Source organism: Streptomyces sp. NBC_00440 (genome assembly GCF_036014215.1).
Lineage (GTDB): Bacteria > Actinomycetota > Actinomycetes > Streptomycetales > Streptomycetaceae > Streptomyces.
This window is the reverse complement of sequence record NZ_CP107921.1, coordinates 4998847-5012012: the sequence shown is the minus strand read 5'-3', so window position 1 is coordinate 5012012 and position 13166 is coordinate 4998847. Positions and strand designations below refer to the sequence as shown.

Genomic DNA, 13166 nt, shown 5'->3' with positions numbered 1-13166 from the left:
CGTGGCGCGTGCCGGTGTGGCGGACGCAGTCACGATTTTGCGTCCTACGGCGACGCGCCCTGCGGACGGGGTGCCCCTGCCGGGGGTGCCTCTGCCGGGGTGCCCCTGCCGGGGGCTCACATCGCGCGGGCCGGTTCGCGGGGCGGGTAGGGCGCACGTCTCACACATCAGGCTCGCCGGGCGCAGGACGCGAGGCGGTCGGCGAGCGCGGTGACGAGGTCGCGAAGTTCGTCGGGGCGCTCGATGACGAACGGCCGGTCGAGCGAGGCCAGTACCGCCGGCAACCAGTCCAGCCGCTCCACCCGCAGCTCGACACGCAGCCACCCCTCGGCCGCCGGCTCCGCTCCATCGCCCGCACCGGGCTCGCCCGCGCCGGACCCGGCCCTGGACGCGGACGCGGACCCGGCCCTGGACGCGGACGCGGACCCGGACGCGGCCCCGGACACGGCCCCGGACTCGGCCCCGGACTCGGCCCCAGCCCCAGCCCCAGGATCAGGACCGAACTCAGCGTCCGTCACGCTCGCGACGGAGGCGGGAAGGCGGGCGCGGATCTGGTCGACGGTCGCGTGGATCCGCAGGACCACCTCGTACCGGTAATCGGCCGTGGCGAACCCCGACAGCACGCGCTGTGCCGGATCAGGTCCGGCGGGCTCGTCGAACGAACCGGGCAGGGTCCTCGCGTCCGCGATGCGGTCGAGCCGGAAGGTCCGCTCCTCGCCGATCCCGGGGTCCGCGCCCGTGACGTACCACCGGCCCGAGTGGGCGACGATCCCGTAGGGATGCAGCGGCCGTTCGCTGCGCCGGCCGTCACGGTCGGTGTACCTGATCGAGACCGGCCGCCGGTGGCGCACCGCATCGGCGACGGTGAGCAGGACATCGGCGTCCGGGGTGGCGAACTCGCCGGGCGGCGTCGTGAACGCGAGGGATTCCAGGACCGTGTCGAGCCTGCGGGCCAGGGGCGCGGGAAGCACTCTGCGGATCTTGGCCGCTGCCGTCTCGCTCGCCGTGTCCGCCGTCGTCAGCCCCGCCCGGCGGCCGGCGACCAGGCCGAGCAGCACGGCGAGCGCCTCGTCGTCGCTGAGCATGAGGGGAGGCAGCCGGTACCCGGAGGCGAGCCGGTACCCGCCGTACCGGCCTCGTACCGCCTCCACGGGCAGGTCGAGGTCGACCAGCTGGTCCACGTACCGCCGCACGGTGCGCCCGTCGACGCCGAGCCGGTCGGCGAGTTCGGCCACCGTCCGGAGGCCGCCCGACTGCAGCAGTTCCAGGAGCGTCAGCACCCGCGCGGTAGGTCGAGACATAGTGCGGAGCCTAGCCCGCATACCGGACCGATTCTGTCCTCTATTGGTCCTAGCCTTCGGAGCAAGCACACCACCACAGCTCGTCAACCAGGGAGAACACCATGGACTTCGTCTCGGTCCGCATCATCACCGGCGACGTGGCGCGCCTCGTCGAGTTCTACGAGAAGGCCACCGGGTTGCAGGCGGCCTGGGCCACCGAGGACTTCGCCGAGCTGCGCACCGCCCACGCCACCCTTGCGATCGCGAGCACACGCACCGTTCCGCTGTTCGCTCCGGGTTCGGCCCGCCCGGCGGACAACCACAGCGTGATCACCGAATTCCTCGTCGACGACGTGGACCGCGTGCACCGGAACCTCGGCGGCCTGGTGGCCGACTTCGTCACCGAGCCCACCACGATGCCCTGGGGCAACCGGTCACTGCTCTTCCGCGATCCCGACGGCAACCTGGTCAACTTCTTCACCCCGGTGACCCCGGCCGCCATCGAGAAGTTCGCCCGCTGACGCGGACACAGCCACACCGACCCGACCCGGCCAAGCACCAAGCGCTGAGCGCTGAGCGCTATTGGTCCATCAGTCCGTCACGTCGATCTCGCACGCCGCCGTCTCCACCCCGGCCGCCGTCACCACGCGTACCTCCACCCGGCCCGGCTCGACCTCCACCGGTACGGGCACCGTGAGCACCGTGTCCGACGGGTTGGCGAAACCGCCCGGCACCGGGACCAGTGGCACATGGACGTGCACCGTGCCGATCCGCACCACCATCCGGGCCAGCCGGTCCGGGGTCCCCGCCCCCGGCGGTACGAAGCCGGCACCCCGGATCTCGATGTCGTCGCCGGTACGGACCGGGGCATCCAGGTCCCCGGCCTCCCGCGACCGGACCACCGAGAGCACCACCGGTCTGCCGCCCTCCGCGTACTTGCCCGCGAAGTACGTCGCCGCCGAGACCACCACCAGGAGCGCCAGCCCCCACGGGAGGTCGGGCAGCTGGTCGGGACGGCGGGCCAGGCGTACGGCTGCGAACAGCGCCGCGGCCGAGCTGACCAGGACGTACTGCACGTCCGCGAAGCTGCCGCGCCCCGAGTCGTCGGTGAGCAGATCGGCGGCGCGGGGGCGGTCGGCGCGCACCTTCTGGAGCTTCTGCGCCAGGACCCGCAGCGCGACCACGCGCCGCACCACCACCGCCACGGCGCAGACCAGCGCGAGCACGGTCACCACGCCCGCGCCCCGGGCCAGGCCGAGGCCGGCGATCAGGGCGTCGCGCCTGCCGTGGCCGGACGCCCCGGCCAGCTGGAGCGAGAGCACCAGGACGGAGAAGACGACCAGCAGCACCCACGTCCCGGCGACCGCGCGGGAGGTGGAGAGCCGGTTGTCCTCGCCGATCACGGGGGCCAGCAGTCCGCCGCGCGCCCGGTGGGTGCGGGCGGCTCCGGTCAGCAGGGCGGCGGTGAGCACCGCAGCGATCAGCCCGGCGGTACGGGCCGTGCTCCAGCCCGCACCGATCGCGGTCACCGCCTCGACGAGCAGGAGGACCACCGCGCTCCCCCACACCACCAGCAGTGTCCGCACCCACACCTGCTGGAACCAGGCTTCACCGGCCTCCCGGCCGCGTTCGGCCACCGCACGTGCCGACTCCGTCAGTTCGTCGGAGACCCACTGCCGCGACGCACCTGCCGAGTGGGCGACGCCGGCGGGCAGTCCCTCACCGGCCGCCAGCCCGTCCCGCTGGGCGAGGAACGCGGCAACGGCGCGCCGGTGCCCCTCACGTGCGCCGTGCGGGCAGTCCTGGCAGGTGCACCCGCCGCCGTGCGCTCCGGCGTGCGGACCGTCGCCGTGTCTTGCTTCCTGTACCGCCACGCAGAACGCCGCCCTTATCCCGCCCCGTTGACTTCCCTGCACACCCTTGAACTTCCTTGCAGTTCAAGGGGATTGTGTCGCACTCGCGGAGCCGCACGGGCAGCAGGTCAGGTCAGGCAGGGTGATTGACAGCACGTCAGGTTGACGGACGTCGACAGAAGGCACGGGGAAGCGCTCGTACGGGTGCCGTTCACGCCTCCGCGCCGGGTCCGGTTCCGCTGATCTGACGCCACAGCGGCTGGTAGTTGATCCAGGCCACCAGGTCGCTGCCCAGCTGCTCCCGGGTGGCGACCGCGTTCCTGTGGTCGATCAGTACGGGCTTCCCGGCGGCCCGCGCGGCGAGCTGGACCTGACAGGAGCGCTCCAGGGTGATGAACCACCAGGCCGCCGCGTCGACCGAGTCGCCCACGGTCAGCAGCCCGTGGTTGCGGAGGATGACCGCCTTGCGGTCGCCGAGCGCGGCGGCGATCCTGCGGCCCTCCTCCTCGTCCACGACGACGCCGGTGTAGGAGTCGTAGAGCGCGAGGTCCTCGTAGAAGGCGCAGGCCTCCTGCGTGATGGGGTCCAGGAGTTCGCCCAGCGTGGACAGCGCCCGCCCGTGCAGCGAGTGGCTGTGCGCGACCGCGACGACGGCGGGCCTGGCCCGGTGCACCTGGGCGTGTACGGCGAAGGCGGCCTGGTTGACGTGGTGGCGGCCCTGGACGACCTGCCCCTCGCCGTTGACCAGGATCAGATCGTCCGCCCCCAGTTCCGCCAGCGGCGCCCCGAAGGGGTTCACCCAGTAGCAGTCGGGATATCCGGGGTCGCGGGCGGTGATGTGGCCCGAGACGCCGTCCTCGTACCCGTACCGCGCGAAGAGCCGCAGCGCCCCCGCGAGCCGCGCCTTGCGGTACTGCCGCTCCTCCGCCAGGGTCTCGTGGACCGGCGGCATCGCGAACCGGAGCTGATCGACCGGTACGGGCTCGGGCGCGGCGGCCGGCCCGGCGACGGGAGCGGAGTCGGCGTAGGGAGCAGAGGTGGGAAAAGGGGTGGGAACAGAGCCGGGGGCAGAGGCCGGTATCGGGGCTGGCATCTCAGTCATGGCCGGAAGCTACCGCGCGTTACCGCAGGTGAACAGAGTCATGCGGTGAACGAATCATGCCCGCCGGATGAGTGCCTCCGGCAGGGCTCCCAAGACGCTCCGACAGCGGCGCTACAGCGAAGCGCCGCTGCACCGGATGTCCGGTACAGCGGCGCTCGTTCAGCTGCGGAGACGGAGCCGGGGCCCGGCGGCGGCCGGGCCTACTCCCACTCGCCTACTCCCACTCGATGGTGCCCGGGGGCTTGCTCGTCACATCGAGCACCACACGGTTCACATCGGCGACCTCGTTGGTGATGCGGGTCGAGATCTTCCCCAGCACCTCGTACGGCAGACGCGTCCAGTCCGCCGTCATGGCGTCCTCGGACGAGACGGGCCGCAGCACGATCGGGTGGCCGTAGGTGCGGCCGTCGCCCTGGACGCCGACCGACCGGACGTCCGCGAGCAGCACCACGGGGCACTGCCAGATCTCGCGGTCCAGACCGGCCGCCGTGAGTTCCTCACGCGCGATGGCGTCGGCCTCGCGCAGCAGGTCGAGCCGTTCCTTGGTGACCTCTCCGACGATACGGATGCCGAGGCCGGGGCCGGGGAAGGGCTGGCGCTGGACGATCTCGTCCGGCAGGCCGAGCTCCTGGCCCACCATCCGGACCTCGTCCTTGAAGAGCTGGCGCAACGGCTCGACCAGCTTGAACTCGATGTCGTCGGGGAGCCCGCCCACATTGTGGTGGGACTTGATGTTGGCGGTGCCGGTGCCGCCGCCGGACTCGACGACGTCCGGGTACAGCGTGCCCTGCACCAGGAACGCGACGTCCTCGCCCGCGTCGGCGATGATCTCGGCCTGGGCCTGCTCGAAGACCCGGATGAACTCACGCCCGATGATCTTCCGCTTCTCCTCGGGGTCGGAGACCCCCTTGAGCGCGGTCAGGAAGCGGTCCTCGGCGTCGACCACCTTGAGCTGGACACCCGTGGCGGCGACGAAGTCCTTCTCGACCTGCTCCGTCTCACCCTTGCGCATCAGCCCGTGGTCGACGTACACGCAGGTCAGCTGGGAGCCGATGGCCTTCTGCACCAGGGCGGCCGCGACGGCGGAGTCGACGCCGCCGGAGAGCCCGCAGATCGCGCGCTTGGTGCCGACCTGCTCGCGGATCAGGGCGACCTGCTCGTCCACGACATTCGTCGTGGTCCAGGACGGTTCGATGCCCGCGCCCCGGTAGAGGAAGTGCTCAAGGACCTGCTGGCCGTACGTGGAGTGCAGCACCTCGGGGTGGTACTGGACGCCGTACAGCTTCTTCTCGTCGTTCTCGAAGGCCGCGACCGGTACGACGTCGGTGGACGCGGTGACCGTGAACCCCTCGGGGGCGGCCGAGCAGGCGTCGCCGTGCGACATCCACACGGACTGCTCGGCCGGGGTGCCCTCGAAGAGCGTGGAAGCCGGCTTGGAGACGCTGAGCGCGGTCCTGCCGTACTCCCGGGCGCCGTTGTCGTCGACCGTGCCGCCGAGGGTGGTCGCCATGAGCTGGAATCCGTAGCACATGCCGAAGACGGGGACCCCGGCCTCGAAGAGCGCCCGGTCGAGGATGGGCGCGCCCGGCGCGTACACGGACGACGGGCCGCCCGAGAGGATGATCGCCTTCGGGTTCTTCGCCAGCATCTCGGCCACCGGCATGGTGGACGGCACGATCTCGCTGTAGACCCGCGCCTCACGGACGCGACGGGCGATGAGCTGGGCGTACTGCGCGCCGAAGTCGACTACGAGGACGACCTCGGGGGCGGCGGGGGGTGCTGCTGGCACGGGGCGGCCTTCCGGCGGGAAAGGAGGGGTCTTGTATGTCGATTCTAACGGGGCTGGGGGAACCGGCTTGTCTCTCCCTCCGAAGGCCGTCCATACTGGCCCCATGCATCATCAGCTGACCTTCGTCTTTACCTATGGCACCGGCCCGTCCGGCTGCCATGGTCGTGCTGCTTGATCATCCACTGATCAGTACTTCCCCAGGCGCCCCGGACCGGCAAGGTCCGGGGCGCCTGTGCATTCCGGACCGTGCCGCGCCGGGGGACCGCTCCCCCTTCAGGTACAGGAGTTCCGGACACATGCGCACCGACATCAGCACCGAGACACACAGCACCAGCACGCACAGCACCGGTCTGCCCACCACCGGTCTGCCTACCACCGGGACACACAGCACGGGGACACACAGCACCGACCTGCGCATCACCGGCGCGCACAGCAGTGAGGCGGCGGGCGTGATCACGGGCGCGCGTGAGCGCATCGACAGCCTCGACGACCGGATCATCGGCCTGATCCAGGAGCGGATGGCGGTGTCCGCCGTCATCCAGGACGCCCGGATGACATCCGGCGGGCGCCGGGTGAACCTCTCCCGCGAGATGGAGGTCCTCGGCCACTACAGCGAGGCGCTCGGCAAGCCGGGCACGGGACTCGCGATGACCGTGCTCGAACTGTGCCGGGGGCTCATCTGAGACCGCCGGGGACAGCCCGTATCTGAGTTCGGGCCCGCTCTCACCCGTACGGCGCGTGACCGGTCCCGGCAGCTCTTCGTTGGTCCAGGCGTCCGTGTCAGCCAGGGGCGGCCTGTTGGAAAGAGAAAACCACGCGTGGCTTCGCTGGGGCGTGTGACGTACTGCAGGTGCGTCGTGGGACCACATCTCAGCGCGTGTGACCGGGCGGCAGGGGACAGCGGCCCGGTCACCCACGGCCGTCGGTTCCGGGGACGCCCGGAGCCGGCAGCCCGGAGCCGACAGCCCAGTCCCGAACACCCTTCGCGAGCCGGGCGGCCACCCGGCTCCACCCTCTTCGCGGCGCACACCCCCCGGCGCCGCCGCCCGGCACCGGTGCTGCCCTGACGCCGGTGCCGAAGCCAGGGGCCCGTGGAATCACTTCCACGGGCCCCTGGCTTCGTACTGCGCCCGTGACGCAGGTCACATGAGGAATCCGTGGGTCCGGAAGCAACCATTCAGCGGGCCGGTCGGTCATCCATGCGTACCCACCAGTGGCCCCACACCTGTGCACGAACAACACAGCAGGGCCGGTCGGCACGGACTCGGGAGGGCTGCACTCGGAGGGGGGTGCAGCCCTTCCGCCGCGTGCGAGGACCGGGGTGAGGGGAACAGAGGACCCGGGCAAGGGGAAAAGGGGAAGGGGCCAGAGGGGGCAGGCTATTTCCGCGGTTCCGCCGGATCCGCGCCGCCCGTCCGCTTCGGCGGGACCTCGGGTATCCCCAGGAACGGCAGCCTGAGCGCACCGAAAGCCGCCGCCGGTACGGCCGGCGCGGTCGGTTCGACGGCGGCGAGACGCTCGTACGCCTGCCCCTGCTCGGGCCGCGGGTCCGCGTCCCCCTTGTTGGGCCAGTACGACATGGCGCGCTCCGCCTGAGCGGTGATGGTCAGCGAGGGGTTGACGCCGAGGTTCGCCGACACCGCCGAGCCGTCGACCACCGAGATGCCCGGATGTCCGTACAGCCGGTGGTACGGGTCGATCACCCCCTCCTCGGCGGACGCGCCGATGGGGCAGCCGCCCAGGAAGTGGGCGGTCAGCGGAGTCCCCATCAGCTCGCCCACGTTCGAGCCGGCGAAGCCGTTGATCTCCTCGGCGATCAGCGTCGCGGCCCGGGTGCCCTCGGCGATCTGCTTCGGGTTGGGCGCGCCGTGGCCCTGCCTGGCCGTGAGCAGACCCCGGCCGATCCCGCCCGGTTTCCGGTACGTGGTCAGGGAGTTGTCCAGCGACTGCATCACCAGACCGATGATGGTCCGCTCGGACCAGCGCCGGTTGGAGAGCGAACGGGCTGTCAGCCAGGGGTGCTTGGCGACGTTGCCGAGCCAGCCGAGGACCCGCCGCGAGCCGAACGGCACCTGGATGATGGACATGGCGCCCATCGCGTTCGACCCCTTGCCGTACCGCACCGGCTCGATATGGGTGTCCGCGTCCGGGTGGATCGACGAGGTGATCGCGACGCCCTGGGTGAAATCGGCCTTCGGCGTGCCGTGTTTCCTTCGGTAACGGCGGTCCGTGGTCTGCGAGCCCACCAGCGCCTCGGAGTTGGTACGGGTCAGCTCCCCGAGCTTCGGTGAGATACGCGGCAGCAGCCCCTGGTCCTTCATGGTGTGCAGCAGGGTCTGCGTCCCGTACGTCCCCGCGGCGACCACCACCTGCCGGGCACGCAGCACACGCGGACCCTTCTTGCGGGCGTCGGTCGCGACCGTGGTGACCCGGTATCCGCCCTCGCCGTGCTCCGCTATCGCGGTCACCGAGGTCAGGGGGTGAATGACCGCGCCCGCCTTCTCCGCGAGGTAGAGGTAGTTCTCGGTGAGGGTGTTCTTCGCGCCGTGGCGGCAGCCCGTCATGCACTCGCCGCACTCGGTGCACGCCTTGCGGGAGGGCCCCGCCCCGCCGAAGTAGGGGTCGTCGACGGCCTTGCCGCGCTCCGTCACCGTGCCGTCCGAGTCCTCCCCGTCGCCGAAGAAGACCCCGACGGGCGCCATGTGGAAGGAGTCCCCCACGCCCATCGCCTCGGCCGACGCCTTCAGATGGACGTCCGACGGTGTCATCGTCGGGTTGAGCCGCACGCCGAGCATCCGCCGCGCCTGGTCGTAGTACGGCGCCAACTCGGCCTGCCAGTCGGTGATGGACGCCCACTGCCGGTCCTGGAAGAACGGCGCCGGAGGGACGTACAGCGTGTTGGCGTAGTTGAGGGAGCCGCCGCCGACCCCCGCGCCCGCCAGCACCATCACATTGCCGAGGAGGTGGACACGCTGGATCCCGTAGAGGCCGAGCGCCGGGGCCCACAGGTAGTTCTTGATGTCCCAGGAGTTCTTGGGGAGGGTGCCCGGGGTGAAACGGCGGCCCGCCTCCAGGACTCCGACCCGGTACCCCTTCTCGGTGAGCCGCAGCGCGGTGACCGACCCGCCGAAGCCGGACCCGACCACCAGGACGTCGTAGTCGTACGGTGCGTCGGCTCCGTCGGCCTCACTGCGGACAGAGTTCTCCTGTGACATGGACTCTCCTCAGAGAAGGAAGGGGCGGAGGCGGAGGCGCAAGGAATCGGAGGGACGGGGCGGCGGGGGTCAGGCGGGGCGGCGGGAGGCGGGGCGGCGGGAGGCGGGGCGGCGGGGGTCAGCGCAGGCGCAGGACCTTCATCGCCTTGAGGCTGCGGCTCATGAACGCGGCGTACTTCTCGTCATCCATCCCGAAGGACGGCGCCATCGGCATGACCCGCTGGTGCGCGACGGTCTGCGCCTCCGTGTACTTGAGGATGCCTTCCGAGCCGTGCCTGCGGCCGAGCCCCGAGTCCTTCATGCCGCCCATCGGGGACTGCACGCTGCCGTACGCGGGCGCGTACCCCTCGTTGATGTTGACCGTGCCGGTCCGCAGCCGGGCGGCGACGGCGTGGCCGCGGCTGCCACTCCTGGTCCAGACGCTCGAATTGAGGCCGTAGGGCGTGGCGTTGGCGGTCGCGACGGCCTCGTCCTCGTCCTTGAAGCGGTAGACCGAGACCACCGGGCCGAATGTCTCCTCGGTGCAGACGGCCATCGGGGCCTCGACGCCGTCCAGGATGGTCGGCTCGTAGAAGAGCGGACCGATGTCCGTACGGTGCACACCGCCCGCGACCAGGGTGGCGCCCTTGGAGACGGCCTCCTCCACGTGTCGCCGTACGGCCTCCAGCTGCCGTTCGCCGGCGAGGGAGCCCATGTCGGCGCCGTATGCGAGGGAGCTGCCGAGGCGCATCGCCTTGGTGCGCGCGGCGAAGCGTTCCAGGAACGCGTCGGCTATCGACTCGTGGACGTACAGCCGCTCGATGGAGATGCAGAGCTGGCCCGCCGACGAGAAGCAGGCACGGACGGCGCCCGCGGCCGCCTTCTCGATGTCCGCGTCCTCCAGGACCAGCATGGCGTTCTTGCCGCCGAGTTCGAGCGAGACGCCGACCAGCCGGTCGGCCGCGCCCCGGGCGACCTCGCGGCCGGTGCGGGTCGAGCCGGTGAAGGAGACGAAGTCAGCGTGTTTGACCAGCTCGGGGCCGATGACCGGGCCCTCCCCCAGGACCACCTGGAAGACCTCGGCGGGCAGTCCGGCCTCGATGATCAGGTCGCGGGCCCACAGCGCGGTCAGGGCGGTCTCGGTGTCGGGCTTCATCACGAGGGCGTTGCCGGAGACCAGGGCGGGCAGCGCGTCGCCGATGGACAGCTCGAAGGGGTAGTTCCAGGGGGCGATCTGACCCACCACACCGCGCGGCTGGCGCAACTCGGTGACCTTGGTGAACGTGGGGATCGCGCCCGTGTGGCCCTTGGGCTTGAGGTACGAGGGCGCCTTGCGGCCGTAGTGGCGCGCGGCGACGGCGACGGCCTGGACCTCTTCGTGGGCGTGCAGCCTGGCCTTGCCGGTCTCCAGCTGGATGAGGTCGAGGACCTCGGCCTGCCGGGAGAGCACCAGGTCGTGGAAGCGCAGCAGGACGGCGGCCCGGGTCCGGGCGGGGGTCGCGGCCCACGCCGCCTGGGCCATGCGGGCCCGCTCGAAGGCGGTCGCGACGTCCTCGGGGCTCGACTCGGGCAGATCGGCCAGCTTCCCGCCGGTGAAGGGGGTGTGGTTGGCCGTATGTCCGGAACCCACCACGCCGCGTGTCAGGTGAGCGACCACTTCGGGGGTGACCACGTCGGCCGCGGTCCGCACACCGGAGGGAGTGGGGGCTATCGGGTTCGTGCCGTGGGGGGCCGTGGCGGTGGGAGCCTGCGAGTCCGTCATGAGGGGAGGCTATGCCCCGGCGAAGAGTTTCGGTACCCATGAGTAATGCCTTTTCACCGTCCCTACATATACCGCCAGTGATCGCTGGCGACACAACCCCTGATCAGGCGGGTTGGCCGCCCCGGATCCCGCCGGCCCCGCTGTTCCCGCGCCGTTCCCCGCCGTCCGGGTCGTTCCCGCTGTACCGGTCAGCGGTGGTCTCCGGTGCCGCCCGCGGACGGCACTGCCGCAGCCCCCGAGGCCGACGCCGAGAAGGTGCCGATGGCCGTGGCGAAGTGCCGTTGCGCGGTGTCGAGGCCGCCGACCGGCGCCGACACCCAGACGTCGTAGAGACGCCCGTCCTGCTCCCAGCAGAGGTCGTACGTATGACGGGCGCCCTCGCCCTTGGAGTAACCGTTCCAGGTGAACTCCCAGAGCGCCGCGTCATGTCCGTCGTGCGTGGTCGCGGTGACCACGCCGTCCCGGTAGCCGGGATTGGTGCGGGGACCTGCCGAATCCGATGCGCGCTGTGTCGCCATCGGACCGCCGCCGGGGCTGCTGTGGATCCGGACACCGATACGGAAGACCTGGCCCGGGGTCATGTAGTAGACGCGTTTGTCGTCGGTGGAACGGGTGGCATCGGCCGGGACGGCGAGGGAGAAGCCCCCGGGGTCGTCGACGACCCGGTACCCGGACGGTGCCGGTGACGCCTGATGGGTCAGCGTCACGGTGGGGTTGACGTCCGGGCCAGGTGCAGCAGCGCGAGGGGGCTTCTGCTGCGGTCCGCGGTCCGGGGTGGCCGTGGATGCCGCGGTCGGCGCGGAGGTCATGCTCGCGGACGGCGCGGCGTTGTCCGTACGGCCCGCTCCCGCACCGCCAACCGCGTACAGGACGAGCCCCGCACCTGCGGCCGCGGCGACCAGCACCCCCGCGACGAGGGAGGCCCGCCGCAGCACGGGACGCGGGGACCGGGGCGGGGAATCGGCTGGCGGCGAATCGGCGGGCGGAGTGGCTCCGGCAGGCGGTGCGACCCCGGCGGGGGTAGTGGCTGCGACGAGCGGTGTGGCCCCGGCAGGCGGTGCGACCCCGGCAAGCGGAGTGGCTGCGACGAGCGGTACGGCCCCGGCGAGCGGAGTGGCTCCAGTCGTTGGTGCGCCTCCGGCGGTGGGGACGGGCGGGTGGTCCGGTACCGATACGGAGGCGGGGACACCAGCACCGGCGCCTTCTGCCCCGCCCCCGCGCTCCCCACCGGCACCCCCCGTGGCGCACGCAGCCAGATACGCGCCCAGCAGCCGCTCCGCCTCATCCACCCCCATCCTGCGCACCGCATCCCGTTCGAGCAGGCCCAGGACGACGGGCAGCAGCGGTTCGGCCTCGGCCGGCGGGCGGATCTCGTCGGCGACCACCGCGTGCAGCACCCCGCCCAGCGAATCCCGGTGGAAGGGCGACTCCCCGCTCACCGCGGCACACAGCAGCGCACCGAGCGACCACAGATCGGACGCGGGCCCAGCCTCTTCAGCCTGCATCCGCTCCGGCGAGGTGTACTCGGGCGAACCGACGAACGCCCCGGTCTCACTGATCGTGGTCGCCCCGGCGAGCCGCGCGATCCCGAAGTCGGTGAGGACCACCCGGCCGTCGTCCTCCAGCAGGACGTTCGCGGGTTTGATGTCCCGGTGCAGTACGCCCCTGGCATGCGCAGCCCGGAGCGCTCCCAGCAGCGCCAGCCCGATCCGGGCGGCTTCACGGCCGTCCACGGGGCCGCGCTCGGAAAGGCGGGCCGCCAGGGAACCGCCGACCACCAGCTCCATGACGATGTAGGGGCGTTCGTCGTCCTCGACGACCACGTCGTGGACGACGATCACCTGCGGATGCTTGATCTGGGCGACCGCGCGCGCCTCACGCAGCGCCGACGCCGTGGCGGCGCCGGTCTCCGGGTTCAGCTCCTTGACGGCGACCTCCCGCCCGAGCAACTGGTCGGTGGCCCGCCAGACCGTACCCATGCCGCCCCGGCCGATCCGGTCTCCGAGCAGATAACGTCCGGCGATCAGACGGCTGTTACGCGGATCCTGTGCCACTGGCGCTCCCCCTGCGTCCCCCTGGGCCCATCATGCCGCACGGCGACCGCAGCCGGAGCGTGTACCGGACGTACGCTGCGTCAGCCGATGGACCGCTACCGCAGTTCCACACGGCAGCCAGGTCCAGACCGA

The 13166-nt window shown here is 71.6% G+C and carries 9 protein-coding genes; 2 read left to right on the top strand and 7 right to left on the bottom strand.

The annotated features are described in order from the left end of the window. Positions 1-167 precede the first annotated feature (167 nt). The gene (locus tag OHB13_RS22650; protein WP_328378296.1) at positions 168-1301 is read right to left on the bottom strand and encodes a helix-turn-helix transcriptional regulator; all 1134 of its coding nucleotides are present in this window, start codon (positions 1299-1301) and stop codon (positions 168-170) included. A gap of 101 nt (positions 1302-1402) precedes the next feature. Here OHB13_RS22650 and OHB13_RS22645 point away from each other — a divergent pair, with 101 nt between their 5' ends. Then, positions 1403-1801: a VOC family protein gene (locus OHB13_RS22645; RefSeq protein ID WP_266854166.1), complete on the top strand. Its 399-nt coding sequence runs from the start codon at positions 1403-1405 to the stop codon at positions 1799-1801. A gap of 69 nt (positions 1802-1870) precedes the next feature. Here the strand turns inward: OHB13_RS22645 and OHB13_RS22640 are convergent, their stop codons facing one another. The 3 genes from OHB13_RS22640 to guaA form a co-directional block, all read right to left on the bottom strand. Beyond that, positions 1871-3154 (bottom strand): hypothetical protein, encoded by a 1284-nt coding sequence (locus OHB13_RS22640; RefSeq protein WP_328378295.1) that lies wholly within the window; start codon positions 3152-3154, stop codon positions 1871-1873. A gap of 190 nt (positions 3155-3344) precedes the next feature. Beyond that, complete coding sequence (locus OHB13_RS22635; RefSeq protein ID WP_328378294.1) at positions 3345-4235, bottom strand: class II aldolase/adducin family protein; 891 nt, start codon at positions 4233-4235, stop codon at positions 3345-3347. 214 nt (positions 4236-4449) lie between these two features. Beyond that, positions 4450-6024, bottom strand: coding sequence for a glutamine-hydrolyzing GMP synthase (gene guaA, locus OHB13_RS22630; RefSeq protein WP_266854172.1), 1575 nt, complete (start codon positions 6022-6024; stop codon positions 4450-4452). Positions 6025-6389: 365 nt separating this feature from the next. Between guaA and OHB13_RS22625 the strand changes: the two genes are divergently transcribed. Continuing rightward, entirely contained in the window at positions 6390-6707 is a 318-nt protein-coding gene (locus tag OHB13_RS22625) for a chorismate mutase (protein WP_443063006.1), read from the top strand. Positions 6708-7403: 696 nt separating this feature from the next. Here the strand turns inward: OHB13_RS22625 and OHB13_RS22620 are convergent. The 3 genes from OHB13_RS22620 to OHB13_RS22610 form a co-directional block, all read right to left on the bottom strand. Then, positions 7404-9239 (bottom strand): GMC family oxidoreductase, encoded by a 1836-nt coding sequence (locus OHB13_RS22620; protein ID WP_328378293.1) that lies wholly within the window; start codon positions 9237-9239, stop codon positions 7404-7406. A 118-nt stretch (positions 9240-9357) separates the two neighbouring features. Next, positions 9358-10980, bottom strand: a complete 1623-nt coding sequence (locus OHB13_RS22615) for a succinic semialdehyde dehydrogenase (RefSeq protein ID WP_328378292.1) — start codon at positions 10978-10980, stop codon at positions 9358-9360. Between the two features lie 188 nt (positions 10981-11168). Then, entirely contained in the window at positions 11169-13034 is a 1866-nt protein-coding gene (locus OHB13_RS22610) for a protein kinase domain-containing protein (RefSeq protein WP_328378291.1), read from the bottom strand. Positions 13035-13166: the final 132 nt, after the last annotated feature.

Bases quoted from the DNA above. Each gene is read 5' to 3' on its own strand.
- OHB13_RS22635 (WP_328378294.1), bottom strand. From the start codon at position 4,235: ATGACTGAGATGCCAGCCCCGATACCGGCCTCTGCCCCCGGCTCTGTT.
- OHB13_RS22645 (WP_266854166.1), top strand. From the start codon at position 1,403: ATGGACTTCGTCTCGGTCCGCATCATCACCGGCGACGTGGCGCGCCTC.
- OHB13_RS22650 (WP_328378296.1), bottom strand. From the start codon at position 1,301: ATGTCTCGACCTACCGCGCGGGTGCTGACGCTCCTGGAACTGCTGCAG.
- OHB13_RS22615 (WP_328378292.1), bottom strand. From the start codon at position 10,980: ATGACGGACTCGCAGGCTCCCACCGCCACGGCCCCCCACGGCACGAAC.
- OHB13_RS22620 (WP_328378293.1), bottom strand. From the start codon at position 9,239: ATGTCACAGGAGAACTCTGTCCGCAGTGAGGCCGACGGAGCCGACGCA.